Below are 14,597 nucleotides of genomic sequence, written 5' to 3' on the forward strand. Positions count from 1 at the left end.
AAGTTTTATCTAGACGTTAAATTTAAAATTCAGACTGTAGCCAGTTATCTTTTGCATAGTGGCAATCTTGATCCACTAAATGCAGGCTAAACGCTTGTCGAGATCGTTCTGATGTATTTGCAGCACTATAATGAGGAAGCTGACCATGTAAGATAATTAGAGTACCAGCCTTAACCTCAAGCATGTCTAACTCGTTATCAGGAAAAGGACTATCATCTAAAATTTCAAACTCAGTACCTCCACCAGAAGACAATTTAAAACGTTTTTTAAGTGGAATTGAGTGTCCTCCAGTAATTGCTTGTAAACAGCCATTTTCTTTATTTGCATCCTCAAGGGCTACCCAAAAACCGATACAGCTCATTGGGCTTGTGTATAAGAATGTTGAATCTTGGTGAAGTCCAACCTCCCCACCAATACTAGGCTGCTTAAAGATGTGCATGGATTGTAGCTTTCTAGGTTTTTTGATTCCAAGCTGTAGGCCAATTTCTGGCAAATTAAGCTCATTGATTACTTTTTTATAGACAGGGTCTAATTCATGCTGTGCATGGCCTATCTTATTAATAGATTTTTGTTTGGGAACGGTAAAGTTTCCATTGCCATCGATTGCCTTTTCTTCAAAAAAAAATCGAATTTGATCTCCAGAGCTTAAGAAATATTCATCACTCGTTCTTTCCTGTTCATCAGTTGTAAAAACTGAATGTGAAGAGGGTGGCTGAAAATCATCAATAAGTTTTTCAGCGCGCTTCATTAAAAGCTCTCTTTGCTCTTGATTAATAAAATCTTCTATAACTACATATCCATCTTTATTAAATGCGTTAATTTGGTTAAGTGAAAGCATGGTTTTTTAAGAAATACAATAATGAATTAAATGCATTATATTAGTATTGAAAAATTATTGGACGTAAGTTTTATAAACTCTATTGGTAATTTTACTAAATATTTCATAAGAAATGGTATTGCAGCATTCTGCAAGCTCATCTACAGGAATATTTTCACCAAAGAGCTCAACTCGGTCGCCAACTTGAGGATTTAAAGCATTACTTAAATCAATGGTCATCATGTCCATCGAAACTCTTCCTGCTACCGAGCATCTCAAGCCATTAATGAACACAGGGGTTCCGTCTTTAGCGCTTCGGGGATAGCCATCTGCATACCCAATAGCCACAACGCCTATTGGTGTATCTTTCTTGCAAATAAAGCGCTCGCCATAGCCAATTGATTGGCCTGCTTTAAAGCTTTTTACAGAGATCAATGAAGAAGATAGAGTCATTACAGGAGCTAATTTTTTTTGATGTAATGTATCTTTAAATGGAGAGGAGCCATAAAGCATAATACCTGGGCGCGTGAAATCTTTATGAGTTGACTCCCAAGCCAAAATAGCAGCAGAGTTAGCTAAAGATAATGAATAATTATGTTTACCACTAGCATTTTCAAAATCAATAACTTGCCCTGGAGTCGACTTACTCTCTAGGTTGTCAGCACTAGAAAAATGTGTCATCAGGGTTATCTTATTAATGTTATTACTTTCTTCTAAAGATCTAATAGCCTCCTTAAATTGAGCATCTTGAAAGCCAAGCCTTCCCATTCCAGAGTCATGCTTAATAAAAACATCAATCTTTTTATTTATTGTGGTCTTAAGAATCCACTCAAGTTGAAGTGGGCTGCATATTGTTATTGTTAAGTTATTTTTAATTGCCAAGGTAAGCTCTGATAACTCAAAAATACCTTCCATCAGCAAGACTGGGGTTTTACTTAATCCAGAAGCCCTTAATTCAATAGCTTCTTCAATGCACGCAACGCCAAAAAAATCAGCACAATCTTCTAGATATTTTGCAACCTTAACAGCGCCATGACCATAGGCATTAGCCTTAACAACTGCAATTGCATAGGAGTTAACAGATAAGGATTTAGCGTAAAGATAGTTTTGTTTAATTGCGCTAAGATTAATTACTGCAGTGCACTTTCTAGCCATAATTTAAACTCGTCTTATTAGAGTACTTGTAGCGACTCATGTCAATTCCTTCTAATGATATTTCAGGTTCATTGCCCGAAACTATGCTTGCTAATAGTTTGCCAGAGCCTAGAGACATTGTCCATCCTAGAGTTCCATGCCCAGTATTTAAATATAAATTTGAGTAAGGTGTTGTGCCAATGATAGGAGTTGAATCAGGAGTGCTAGGCCTAAAGCCTGTCCAAAAGTTAATATCATTAGTTTCTTTTGCCGCATGAGGGAAAAGATTATTGAGGCCTTTTTTTAAAGAATGAAGTGACTTTTCCCTGAGACTTGAATTATAGTCTGTCAAATGCGCAATTCCAGCAACTCTTATAGTATTTCCCAGTCTAGTAATACCAACTTTATTCTTATCATCCATTATCGTTGACTGAGGAGCATCTAGATCATTTAATACTGGAAGGGTAATGGAGTACCCTTTAACTGGATAAACAGGAATATCAATGCCCACACTGGAGAGAATTTTAGGTGAGTGACTGCCAAGCGAAACTGCATAATTATCTGCGGTTAATTCACCGTGATTTGTTTTAACTGCAGAAACTTTATTGTCATTAATATGAATAGATTCAATATGAGTATTAAATTCAAATTTAACGCCCATCTCTAGACATTTTTTATACAATTCACTGGTAAATAAATAACAATTTCCTGTGTAATCATTGATGAATCGAAGGCCACCATAAAGTTTATTTCTAATATATTGAAGTCCAGGCTCAGCCTCTACGCAGCCTTGTGCATCAAGCACTTCATATTGAATCTTAAATTTCTTTAGGATTGCCATATCTTTTTTTGCTTTTTCAAGATCCTTAGGACTCCAAAATAACTGAAGTGATCCTTGTTTTCTGTGCTCATAATTAATATCAAACTCACTCTCTAAATCGATTAAAGTTTTTTGAGAATAGTTTGCAATTCTAAGCATACGGCTTTTATTAATTTCATAGCTATTAGAGTTGCAATTTTTATACGTCCGATACATAAACTTAATCGTTTCAAGACTAACGTTTGGATTAACAACCAATGGGGATGTTCCGCCAAGAGTCCACTTAATCAAACTCAGTGGTAAGCTTGGTGTTGCCCAAGGGGATGAAAATGCATACGATAGCTGACCTGCATTAGCATGACTTGTTTCCATAGCCACACTCTTTTGCCTGTCGACAACAGTTACATTATGTCCCTGCTTAGCAAGGAAATAAGCTGAAGTTGTGCCAATAATTCCGGCACCTAAAACTAACACATTCATTGTTTAAAAAAATAAATATAAAAGGTAATTTTACCACTGAGAAATATCAATGATTTACTCAAGAATTGAACTTAATTTCAAATAATAAAACTGTATTCAAAACATACTATAATCTTTTAAAAAAAAAGAATAATTTAGTTTAGATATTACTAAATAAAGTGGTTAAAATTAACGTTTTAAGATTCCTTTTATGGAGCTATTATGTTTGATAAAAACCTAACATTAAATGATGTTGATCCTGAGATTGCAAATGCAATAAATGCTGAAAATGCAAGACAGGAAGCGCACATTGAATTAATCGCATCTGAAAACTATACTTCGCCGAATGTCATGTTTGCACAGGGCTGTCAAATGACCAATAAATATGCTGAGGGTTATCCTGGTAAGCGATATTATGGCGGCTGTGAGCACGTCGATGTTGCTGAAACATTAGCTATAAGTAGAGCAAAAGAATTGTTTGGAGCTGCCTATGCAAATGTGCAGCCACATTCTGGCTCAACTGCAAATGCTGCAGTCTTTCAAGCACTTTTAGTTCCAGGCGACACTATATTGGGAATGAGTCTAGCGCATGGTGGTCACTTAACGCATGGCGCTGCGCCTTCTTTTTCAGGTAAAAATTTTAATGCTATTCAATATGGCCTAGATGAGTCTACTGGTGAGATTGATTACGACCAAGTTGAGCGTTTAGCGTTAGAGCATAAACCAAAAATGGTAATTGCTGGCTTTTCAGCATACTCAAGGATTGTTGATTGGGCTCGCTTTAGAGAAATCGCTGACATGGTAGGAGCTTACCTTCTTGTTGATATGGCTCATGTTGCAGGTTTAGTAGCAACGGGTGACTATCCTTCTCCTATTGAATTTGCTGATGTGTGCACTACAACGACACATAAAACTTTGAGAGGTCCTCGTGGTGGCTTAATTGTTGCTAGAGCAAATCCAGAAATTGAAAAAAAACTCAACTCTGCTATATTCCCAGGCATACAGGGCGGGCCTTTAATGCATATCATTGCAGCTAAAGCGATTGCCTTTAAAGAGGCTATGAGTGATGACTTTAAAGCGTATCAAAAACAAGTCGTTATTAATGCTAGAGCCATGGCAAGCGTTTTCCTTGAAAGAGGCTATGACGTTGTTTCAGGCGGCACCGATAATCATGTTTTCTTAGTAAGTTTTATTGAGCAAGGGCTAACAGGAAAAGCAGTTAATAATGCTCTAGGTGAGGCCCACATTACAGTAAATATGAACTCCGTTCCAAATGATCCCCAGTCACCTTTTGTTACCAGCGGAATACGGGTTGGAACTCCTGCAGGAACAACAAGAGGTTTTGGTGAATCTGAGTGCAAAGACATTACCAACTGGATTTGTGACATTTGTGATGATTTAGAAAATCAATCTGTTATCGATGAAGTAAGAGCAAAGGTTGGAGAGCTTTGTTCTAGATTTCCAGTTTATAAGTAACCGCTATGAGATGTCCTTTTTGTCAATCTGATGACACCAAGGTCCTAGATACTAGATTACTTGATGATGGCTCTCAAGTCCGCAGAAGAAGGGAATGCATCGCTTGTGGTGAAAGACACTCTACTCGTGAAATAGTTGATTTAAATTTACCAAGACTCATTAAAAGTGATGAATCCAGGCAATCATTTAGCGAAGATAAGCTTCGCTCTGGATTGCTTAAAGCTCTCGAAAAACGGCCCGTTGAAATTTCAAAAATTGAAACTGCAATTCAAAAAATTCAGCGAAAACTGATGGCTCAAAATGACAGAGAGGTTCCTTCTTCAATGCTTGGAGAGTGGGTAATGGAAGAACTGAGGGCTCTCGATGAAGTTGCATATATAAGATTTGCTTCGGTTTATCGTCAATTCCAAGACATTGAAGCTTTTAAAAGTGAAATTGATAAATTAATGAATAAATAATTCTAGGATGGCAAAAACTAAAATTGAGTTTGTTTGCAGAGAATGTGGCTCCTCGCATCATCAATGGGCAGGTCAATGCCTAGATTGTAAAGAATGGAACACACTTGAAGAGGTAGTAATATCTCAAGCAACTTCTTCTAAACCTGAAAGCCTTAAAGATCTTCCAGCATCTAAGGTTCAAAACCTATCTGAAATCAAATCACAAAATAATCATCGTCTCTCAACAGGCCTCAGTGAACTTGATCGCACGCTCGGCGGTGGCTTGGTTGATGGTTCTGTAGTTCTAATTGGTGGTGATCCTGGTATTGGCAAATCAACTTTGATTTTGCAGGCAATAGCTGCGATTAATGCCTCAAATACAACCCTTTATGTCAGCGGTGAAGAGTCAGCTGAGCAGGTGAGTGATAGGGCTATTAGACTAGGAATTAAGGAAGATATACTCTTTATAGGTGAAACCCATCTAGAGAAAATAATAAAAATCTCAAAAGACACAAGACCCAAGGTTATTGTTATTGATTCCATTCAAACCATGGTTACTGACCTTTCAAATTCTGCGCCAGGCTCTGTCACGCAAGTTCGTGATTGTGCAGCCCAGCTTACTCAATACGCCAAACAAACTAACACAATACTTTTGATGATTGGTCATGTTACAAAGGGTGGTGCGCTTGCAGGCCCAAGAATCTTAGAGCACATGGTTGATGCTGTTTTATATTTTGAGGGGGATGCTGGCGGCCGCTATAGAATAATCAGAGCAGTAAAGAATCGCTTTGGCGCCGTTAATGAAATCAGCGTCTTTGCAATGGGTGAGAAGGGACTTCAGCAAGTCAGCAACCCATCTTCAATATTTCTATCGAATCAAGAAAATCCTTCTTCAGGCTCAATGGTAATGGTTACAAGAGAGGCTACAAGACCTTTATTGGTTGAGATACAGGCACTCGTGGACCAAGCTAATGGAACTCCAAAAAGAGTCAGCGTAGGGCTTGATCAAAATAGATTATCACTGCAACTGGCAATTCTTCATAAGCACTCTGGAATTGCAACATTTGATCAAGATGTTTTTATAAATGTCGTAGGCGGGATTAAAGTAAGTGAAACTGCGTCGGATTTAGTTGTAATGCTTGCAATCGTTTCAAGTTTAAGAGATAAGGTGATTCCGAGTAAATGGATTGCTTTTGGAGAGGTTGGGCTTACTGGAGAGGTGCGCCCAGTCTATAACTCAATGGAAAGATTATCAGAAGCTCAAAAGCAAGGTTTTGAAGTTGCAATCATTCCAAAAGGTAATGCACCTAAAAAGCCGATAAAAGGAATGAAGGTTGTAACAGTAGGGTATCTATACCAAGCAATCCAGTACTTACTAGAGAACAGCTAGTCTTTTATAGGTCTATACCTTTTTGAGCTCTAATATTTGCTCTAAAAGCGTGTTTTACATCTTTAACTTCACTGACAGTGTCTGAGGCCTCAATAATGCCCTCACTGGCAGCTCTTCCCGTAATAACAACGTGCTGACCCTCTGGCCTATTACTAAGAGCCTTAAGGATTGACTTTTCATCGAGATAGTTGTAATTAATCATATAAGTAATTTCGTCAAGAACCACAAGATTGATTTCTGGATCAGTAAGAAACTTCTCAGCCTCAAGCCATGTCTCGCCTGCTCTTTTTTTATCTAATTCTTGATCTTGAGTATTCCAGGTAAAACCACTCTCCATATGTGCTGATACAACATTGGGGTTACTTTCAAGAAAGAGATCTTCTCCAGTCTGCTGTTCACCCTTTAAAAAACGCACGAGAGCTACCTTCATTTCATAACCAAGTGCTCTACAAATCATACCCATAGCAGAAGATGACTTGCCTTTACCGTTCCCGGTAAGAAGCACCACAATCCCTTTATCTATATTAGCCTCTTCAATTCTGGAATCAATATGCTCTTTCTTGCGCTGCATGCGCTTCTTATATGAATTTTCCATAATTAGTTTTTACCTAATGCGGCAATATAATAGTTGTCCAGTATATGGAATTATATACTGGACAACTAGAATCTTAAAAATTGTAAGTTAAGCCTAGAGTTGATGTTTTACCAAGAGTCTTATAACCTTTTGCCATTTCATAGTTCTTATCTAAGGCGTTATTTCTATTAAGGTAAACAGTTAAGTCATCTGTAAAACTGTAGCTAGTACTCAAATTAAGTAATCCGTAACCACCGAGTTCTGCAGAATTCTGGCCCCAACCAATATTGTTAGCATCGTTATCCCATGCACGAGACTTAGCTATCCAATTAATGTTTCTCTTCCATTTTCCAGAAGTCTTAGAAAGGTTTAATGAAATCGAGCGATTAGGTCTCCTACCTTTTTGCAAACCTGTTGAAGCTGCTATAGCTTTATTGTAATCAATACTTGTATCAAGATCCCAACCTAATAAATCAGTTCCAAGTGACAACTCAACTCCTCGTATATTAACAGTCCCACTGTTTATGTAGTAAGGTGTGGCTTCATTGACATAACTATGGGCATCAGTAAGTTTGCTTTTATAAACCTTTAACTCAACATTACCCCATTCATAGTCACCGGTTAATCCAAGCTCTAGATTTTTTGAAAGCTCACGCTTTAGGGCTGTTCTTCCAGCAACAATATTTAAATTTTGGTAATAGTGGTTAGGTAAGTTAGATGCAGTTCCGTAAGAGCCATTAACTCTCAAAGTCGAGCTTAAATCTCTCCCCCAATTTAAATTATAAGTAGTGTGGGTTTTAAACTTATCATGATCCACAATTCTTGCGCCAATTGAGATTTCATTATCAATTATCAAACCCTGCCACTGAGAAAAAATATCAGTATGTTTAATTTGCCTAGTATTTCCTACGTCCTTGTCTACTGAATTCATAAGCCCAATAGATAGCTTGCTATTATCAAAGTCAAGCTCATTGATAATTGACATGGTGTTTAATCTATACTTATTACCTTGCCTTTGAGTCCTCTGATTCATAATGTCTAAATTAATCTTAAATCTTTCACTAACTTTTTGAGTTATACCCAAACCAACTTGACTCAGATTATTGTCTGGCTTCACAGCATAACCAGGATTATCATAAAAGATTTCTGCTTTTGTCCTTAGAATATTTACACTTATATCAGTTGAATCAGTAAGCTCAGTTCCAAGATTTAAGCCTAATGTTTTCCTATCAATTGGATCTAAATCTCCATCTCCCGTAGCATCAACACCATCCGTATGAAAGTCTGTAAGTGCAATATCTAAATAACTCTTTTCGTTCTTGAAATAAGAATTTAGATTAATCTTACTAGTACCTTTGGAGCCGTATGAAATATCAATTTTATTACTGGTAATTGAATCTGCATCCTTATCAGTAAATACATGAATTACACCGCCAATTGCGCCAGGACCATATAGTGATGAGAAAGGTCCCTTACTTATTTCGATGCGCTCTATCTGGTCAACAGGAATAACATCAAGGTTAGCTTGACCACCAGAAATCGTCACTTTCATGCCATCTAGTAAAAGTAAAGTATGTTTTGCTTCATTTCCTCTTAAACGAACTGCATTAATAGATCCCTGTCCACCCTCATAGGAGATCGAGGGAATATACTGAAGAAGCTCAGTAAAAGTTTTAGCACCAGTTCTTTTAATTGCTGCTTTATCTAGCTTAATTGTCGTTGCAATAGATCCAATAACTGGGCTTGAAGTTCTATATTCAGTATTAAGAGAGATTTTAATTGGACCTATAACAGCATTTGCTGCATTAGAGAATAGAATTGCTGACAAAGATGCAGCAAAAATTAGATTTTTAGTAAACATAATGACCCCTTATTTATAAATAAAAAGAGGGATTTAGAGAAAAGAATTACAAGACATGCAATACATTAACTCACCACCCATCGTAGCTTTTAGTAAAACTAAACTTGCTATGTATCGGACTTATCTTTATCAGAATTACCGTTGCGAGGGCAGTGTTGGATTTGAACCAACTTCCATATTGCAAATTATTTGTGAATTATATCGACTTTTTATAAAACTGCAATAACTTTTTTTGTATTATCTTATTATCTTATTACTTAATAAAAACAATACTTTGAAGTCTTAATAGTCTTAGGTAAAATATCCCCAAAAGAATATCTTTTAACTTGTATTATGAAAAGCGATTCACTTGAAAATTTAAGAAATGATATCGATGATCTGGATCAAAAGATTCAGCTTCTAATATCTCAGCGTGCGGACTTAGCTGCTAAGGTTGCACTTGTAAAGCTGGAGTCGAATGCGCAAACAGCTTTTTATAGGCCTGAGCGTGAGGCAGAGGTATTAAGTAAGGTAATCCAAAGAAACAAAAGCCTTCTTAAAGATAAGGATATTGCCCTTATTTTTAGAGAGATTATGTCGGCCTGCTTGGCGCTTGAGCAGCCCCTGAAGATAGCCTTTTTAGGTCCTGAGGGAACGTTTACTCAAGAAGCAGCACTAAAGCATTTTGGTCATGGCGTCTCACCGCTTGACTGTGGAACGGTTGATGAGATTTTTCATCAAGTTGAGACAGATAATGCGCAGTATGGGGTTGTGCCAATAGAAAACTCTTCAAATGGAGTTATTGGTACGTCTCTTGATATGCTCTATAGTCATGATTTAAATATTTGTGGTGAAGTAGAAATTGCAGTTGCTCATCACTTAATGATGCAAGACCAGTCTCAAGAAATTAAAATTATTTACGCCCATCAGCAGGCCCTTGATCAATGTCATCGATGGCTCTCTAATCACTATCCTCATACTGAGTTAAGGCCTGTTGCCTCAAATGCATTGGGCGCAAGAATGGTAAAGGATGAGCCTAATGCGGCGGCAATTGCATCTAAGGTTGCCCTTAATATTTATGGCCTTGAAAGGGTTGCTAAAAATATAGAGGATAATGCTGGTAACGTTACTCGCTTTATCATTATTGGTAAAGATGAAGTTCCAGCTGGCGTTAACGATAAAACTTCACTCCTAGTTGTCACCAAGCATGAGTCAGGCGCTTTATTTGACTTATTGGAGCCATTCAAAGCCAATAATATTAATATGCTTCAACTAGCGAGACATCCAATACCTGGAGTAAAGTGGGAATATTTGTTCTTCATTGACATAGAAGGGCATCAGAGCGAAAAAAATGTTGAAAAAGCTATTCAAGAAGTCAAATCACGCGTCTCTAAATTAGATATTTTAGGCTCTTATCCTGTAGCAGTTTTATGAATGCCTGTGAGTCAATCCTTGGGTTGAGTCCATACCAAGGTGGAAAGCCTATAGATGAGCTTGCTCGAGAATTAGGACTTAAAAATATTACAAAGCTTGCTTCTAATGAAAACCCATTAGGCGTTAGCGCAGCAGTAAAAGAAGCGGTTTTTAACTCTTTATCAAGCATTAATCGCTATCCTGATGGTAACTGCTTTGAGCTAAAAAAAGCTATCGCTGAAAAGCTTTCAGTAATGCCAGACATGATTTCACTAGGTAATGGTTCAAATGAGCTGTTAGAGCTTATTGCAAGAGTATTTGTATCTAAAAAAACTGATGAGGTGATTTTCTCTCAGTATGCTTTTGTGGTTTACCCTCTGGTCACTCAGGCCTTGGGAGCTACTGCAAAAGTTTCTCCAGCTAAGAATTATGGCCATGACTTAAATTCAATGTTAAGTTTAATAAGTGAGAATACAAAACTTATTTTCGTTGCAAATCCGAATAACCCTACGGGCACTCTTTTAAGTGATGATGAGCTTTATGCCTTCTTACAAAAGGTCCCTAATAATGTCCCAGTGGTATTAGATCAGGCCTATTTTGAGTACTTAAATGTTGATGATCTTGCAATTGACTGGCTTAAGGAATTTGATAACTTAATCATTACGCGCTCCTTTTCTAAGGCTTATGGCTTAGCTGGACTTAGGGTTGGTTACTCTGTATGCAGCCCTTTAATTGCAGATTTCATAAATCGCGTAAGAGAGCCGTTTAATGTTAACTATACTGCTCAGGTTGCCGCTATTGCAGCGCTTTCAGATGATAAACATTTAAATGACTCAGTAGAAATAAACACTAATGGTTATGAACAGCTAACGAGTGGATTTGACTCTTTAAAACTTAACTACATTCCGTCTCATGCTAACTTTATCGCTGTTGAATTTAATAATGCCATGAATATCTACAATGACCTACTTAAAGAAGGCGTTATTGTGCGCCCAGTTGAAATGAAAGGGTATTTAAGAATTTCAATTGGAACCTCAAATGAAAACGATCACCTGCTTAGTGCATTAAAAAAAGTTTTATGATTAATAAAATTACAATAATTGGAGTGGGCTTAATTGGAGGCTCTTTAGCGAAAGCGATAAAAGAGAATAATTTAGCAAAAGTAGTCTTTGGCTTTGGGAGAGACTTAAATCGCTTAGAAAAAGCTCAAAAAGCAAACGTTATTGACCAATTTTCAACCAACTTAAAAGATGCGATAAATGATTCAGATATTGTAATTATCGCTACTCCTGTAGGCTCTTTTAAAGAGATTCTAAGTGAAATAAAACCTTTTCTAACTAGTAAAATAGTAATTTCTGATGTTGGTAGTACTAAAACTAATATTGCCTTAATAGTGAGCCAGACGTTAGGGGATTATTCAAATTACTTTATTCCAGCACACCCAATTGCAGGTAAGGAAAAAAGTGGCTTTGAAGCAAGTGAAGCCAATTTATTTAATAATAGAAAGGTTATTATTACGCCTCTTGAGGCTAGCAGCCCAGATTCAATAAGTCTCATTCAGAAGATGTGGGAGGGTGCTGGTGCAGATGTTGATTTTATGAGTCCTGAATCTCACGATGAGCTGCTTGGAATGACCTCACATTTACCGCATATGCTTGCTTTCTCTCTTGTTAATTATCTAATTAGTAAAAATCCAAGCGCATCAGTATACGCTGCAGGTGGTTTTAAAGACTTCTCTAGGATAGCCTCGGGTGATGCTGTTATGTGGAGAGATATTTGTATTCAAAACAAAGATCAAATTATTAGCCATATCAAGGGCTACCAAAAAACATTGAACTCCCTTGTTGATGCGATTGAAAATGAAAATAGTGATGAATTAGATTTGTTGTTTACTAGTGCTAAAAAAACCCGTGATTCATGGGTAGGGTAATTTAACCGATGGCAAGCTTTGTAACCTCACAATGTAGACCACTAAAAGGCTCTATTAAAGTTCCTGGTGATAAATCAATATCTCACAGATCTATAATGCTTGGATCGATTGCAACTGGAATAACTAAGGTGTCGGGATTTCTTCAGGGAGAAGACAGCCTGGCAACTTTAAACTCCTTTAAGGAAATGGGCGTCCAAATTGATAGACAAGGGTCAAATGTAATTATTAATGGTGTTGGAATGCACGGACTAAAAGAGCCTAAAAAACCATTGAATTTAGGAAATTCTGGGACGTCTATTCGCTTAATGTCTGGCCTTCTGAGCGCTCAAAACTTTGATTCTGAGCTTTGTGGTGATGAATCGCTCTCTAAGAGGCCAATGGCTAGAGTTATCGAGCCACTATCTAGAATGGGTGCAGACATTTCCGGTCCTGATTCAAAGCCCCCTCTGACAATTAAAGGTGGTAAAAAATTATCCTCTCTAAAGTACACACTACCCGTTGCCTCAGCGCAGATTAAATCATGCCTACTATTAGCAGGCCTTTATGCAGATGGTGAAACTCATGTTATTGAAAATGGTATATCAAGAGACCATACTGAAAGAATGCTTAGAGGCTTTGGTTACAAGGTTAATACATCACCTGGTGAAGTCTCTATACTTGGGGGAGGGAGCCTAAAGGCTTGTAACATTGAAGTTCCTAGTGACATATCGTCCTCTGCTTTTTTCATGGTAGCAGCTAGTATCGCAAAAGAGGCAGACATTACTTTATTGGCTGTGAATGTCAATCCAACCAGAACAGGAGTGATTGATATTCTTCGGTTAATGGGCGCCAATATTGAGCTTATCAACGAGCGATTGGAGGCTGGTGAGCTAATTGCAGACATAAGAGTTTGTTCATCAAAACTTAAAGGAATTAACATACCAGAACGCTTAGTCCCTTTGGCAATTGATGAGTTCCCAGCTATATTTATTGCAGCAAGCTGCGCCAATGGAGAAACTGTCTTAACGGGCGCCAAAGAGCTAAGAGTTAAAGAATCTGATCGCATTCAAGTAATGGCTGATGGGCTTTCATCATTAGGTATTGAGAATGAAGTTCTTGATGATGGCATTAAAATTGTTGGTGGCGAATTTAAAGAGCAATTAGCACCAATCAAATCTCATCATGATCACCGCATCTCCATGTCATTTGCTGTTGCATCTGTTAGGTCTAATTTTGAAATAAATATTGATGGGGTTGACAACGTCAAGACGTCATTCCCAAACTTTGTAGAGTTAGCGAACTCAATTGGCATGAATATTTCTGAAACTAGTTAGGTTTAATGCTTAGTAGTAATTTAAGTATGTCATCCAACACCTTGTTATAATACGCTTTTTGAAAAATACACTAATCTATGACTATTAATAATGCAGAACCGTTCTTTGCATGGGACGTACTATCTTGGCTTTTCGTGGCAATGGCGCTTGCAATTGTTATAGTTTTAACAGACCTTCTCCTATCTAAGAAAAATAACCAAATCAATACTGAGACTTCTGAAAAAACATCAAAAATTGGCAGTTTTCTCTATTTTTTAGTATTTCTAAAATTTTCAAAATCTGAAAAGTATAGTCACAGACCAAAAGTTGTTCAGTGGTCAATAGAGATGTTTCCAGTATTGTTGCTGGTTTTGGTGTTTAGAGGCTTTATATTTGAGCCTTTTCGTGTGCCCTCAAACTCAATGATGCCGACACTTTTAACGGGTGATTTTATTATAGTAAATAAGTTTGATTATGGACTTAGACTGCCAATAACAAACACAAAGCTTGTGGAGTTTTCAAGCCCTAATAGGGGAGATATAATTGTATTTAGGTACCCAAATTATGAAAAAACGCCTGGTTACTCTGGGGTAGACTTTATTAAGCGTATTGTTGCTCTTCCAGGTGATGTAATTTCTTATAAAAAAGATCAGTTAATAGTTAATGGAAAGTCAGTTGAAGTTAAAAAAATAGGCCCTTATGTTGGTGTGGATTCAGGAAAATCAATGAATAACTACAGGCTAATCCGCGAAGTATTTGACTCTGCTGGTCATGACATACTTCTTAACCCAAAGGGACATTCAAAAGAACTGGTGGAAATTACAATTCCTCAGGGTCATTACTTTGTAATGGGCGATAACAGGTCTCATAGTAGCGATTCTAGATTTTGGGGCTTTGTTCCAGAAGATTATATAATTGGAAGGGCTATTGGAATATGGATGCATTGGGATTGGAATTTTAATACAATGCAGTTTAGTCGAATTGGTGGCTTTGATTAAAAAAAAAGCTTACTATG

13 protein-coding genes and 1 riboswitch are annotated in these 14,597 nt (G+C 37.3%); of the genes, 8 read left to right on the forward strand and 5 right to left on the reverse strand.

The features are described from left to right. Positions 1-22 precede the first annotated feature (22 nt). The 3 genes from AC5YGD_RS04820 to AC5YGD_RS04830 are packed head-to-tail and all read right to left on the reverse strand — an operon-like array spanning position 23 to position 3,251. The gene (locus AC5YGD_RS04820) at positions 23-838 is read right to left on the reverse strand and encodes a phytanoyl-CoA dioxygenase family protein (protein WP_496140892.1); all 816 of its coding nucleotides are present in this window, start codon (positions 836-838) and stop codon (positions 23-25) included. A 54-nt stretch (positions 839-892) separates the two neighbouring features. Continuing rightward, complete coding sequence (gene alr, locus AC5YGD_RS04825; protein WP_496140893.1) at positions 893-1,972, reverse strand: alanine racemase; 1,080 nt, start codon at positions 1,970-1,972, stop codon at positions 893-895. After that, positions 1,965-3,251, reverse strand: a complete 1,287-nt coding sequence (locus AC5YGD_RS04830; RefSeq protein WP_496140894.1) for a D-amino acid dehydrogenase — start codon at positions 3,249-3,251, stop codon at positions 1,965-1,967. The genes alr and AC5YGD_RS04830 overlap by 8 nt, the downstream gene beginning before the upstream one ends. 201 nt (positions 3,252-3,452) lie before the next feature. Between AC5YGD_RS04830 and glyA the strand changes: the two genes are divergently transcribed. Genes glyA through radA form a run of 3 tightly spaced genes read left to right on the forward strand, consistent with a single transcriptional unit; the run spans position 3,453 to position 6,533 of the window. Beyond that, positions 3,453-4,706: a serine hydroxymethyltransferase gene (gene glyA, locus AC5YGD_RS04835; protein WP_271537794.1), complete on the forward strand. Its 1,254-nt coding sequence runs from the start codon at positions 3,453-3,455 to the stop codon at positions 4,704-4,706. A gap of 5 nt (positions 4,707-4,711) precedes the next feature. Then, entirely contained in the window at positions 4,712-5,164 is a 453-nt protein-coding gene (gene nrdR / locus AC5YGD_RS04840) for a transcriptional regulator NrdR (protein ID WP_496140895.1), read from the forward strand. Between the two features lie 7 nt (positions 5,165-5,171). After that, positions 5,172-6,533: a DNA repair protein RadA gene (gene radA / locus AC5YGD_RS04845; protein ID WP_496140896.1), complete on the forward strand. Its 1,362-nt coding sequence runs from the start codon at positions 5,172-5,174 to the stop codon at positions 6,531-6,533. 4 nt (positions 6,534-6,537) lie between these two features. On the opposite strand, the gene cobO is transcribed toward radA, so the two are convergent. Both cobO and AC5YGD_RS04855 read right to left on the reverse strand, forming a co-directional pair. Continuing rightward, complete coding sequence (cobO, locus tag AC5YGD_RS04850; protein ID WP_496142353.1) at positions 6,538-7,131, reverse strand: cob(I)yrinic acid a,c-diamide adenosyltransferase; 594 nt, start codon at positions 7,129-7,131, stop codon at positions 6,538-6,540. A 70-nt stretch (positions 7,132-7,201) separates the two neighbouring features. After that, positions 7,202-8,968 carry a TonB-dependent receptor domain-containing protein gene (locus AC5YGD_RS04855; RefSeq protein WP_496140897.1) on the reverse strand — a complete coding sequence of 589 codons (1,767 nt, stop codon included), beginning with the start codon at positions 8,966-8,968 and terminating at the stop codon, positions 7,202-7,204. Positions 8,969-9,060: 92 nt separating this feature from the next. After that, a riboswitch (cobalamin riboswitch) is annotated at positions 9,061-9,186 on the reverse strand. Between the two features lie 115 nt (positions 9,187-9,301). Here AC5YGD_RS04855 and pheA point away from each other — a divergent pair. From pheA to lepB, 5 genes are all read left to right on the forward strand, one after another. Beyond that, on the forward strand, positions 9,302-10,381 hold the full coding sequence (pheA, locus tag AC5YGD_RS04860) for a prephenate dehydratase (protein WP_496140898.1): 1,080 nt from the start codon (positions 9,302-9,304) through the stop codon (positions 10,379-10,381). Next, a complete protein-coding gene (gene hisC / locus AC5YGD_RS04865) occupies positions 10,378-11,442 on the forward strand; it encodes a histidinol-phosphate transaminase (protein WP_496140899.1) in 1,065 nt (354 codons plus the stop codon). Before pheA ends, hisC begins: the two co-directional genes overlap by 4 nt. Further along, positions 11,439-12,290: a prephenate dehydrogenase/arogenate dehydrogenase family protein gene (locus AC5YGD_RS04870; RefSeq protein WP_496140900.1), complete on the forward strand. Its 852-nt coding sequence runs from the start codon at positions 11,439-11,441 to the stop codon at positions 12,288-12,290. Before hisC ends, AC5YGD_RS04870 begins: the two co-directional genes overlap by 4 nt. 8 nt (positions 12,291-12,298) lie before the next feature. Further along, the gene (aroA, locus tag AC5YGD_RS04875; protein WP_496140902.1) at positions 12,299-13,603 is read left to right on the forward strand and encodes a 3-phosphoshikimate 1-carboxyvinyltransferase; all 1,305 of its coding nucleotides are present in this window, start codon (positions 12,299-12,301) and stop codon (positions 13,601-13,603) included. Positions 13,604-13,680: 77 nt separating this feature from the next. Beyond that, a complete protein-coding gene (gene lepB / locus AC5YGD_RS04880) occupies positions 13,681-14,580 on the forward strand; it encodes a signal peptidase I (RefSeq protein WP_496140903.1) in 900 nt (299 codons plus the stop codon). Positions 14,581-14,597 lie beyond the last annotated feature (17 nt).

This window comes from Candidatus Pseudothioglobus sp. uisw_070 (assembly GCF_059512545.2).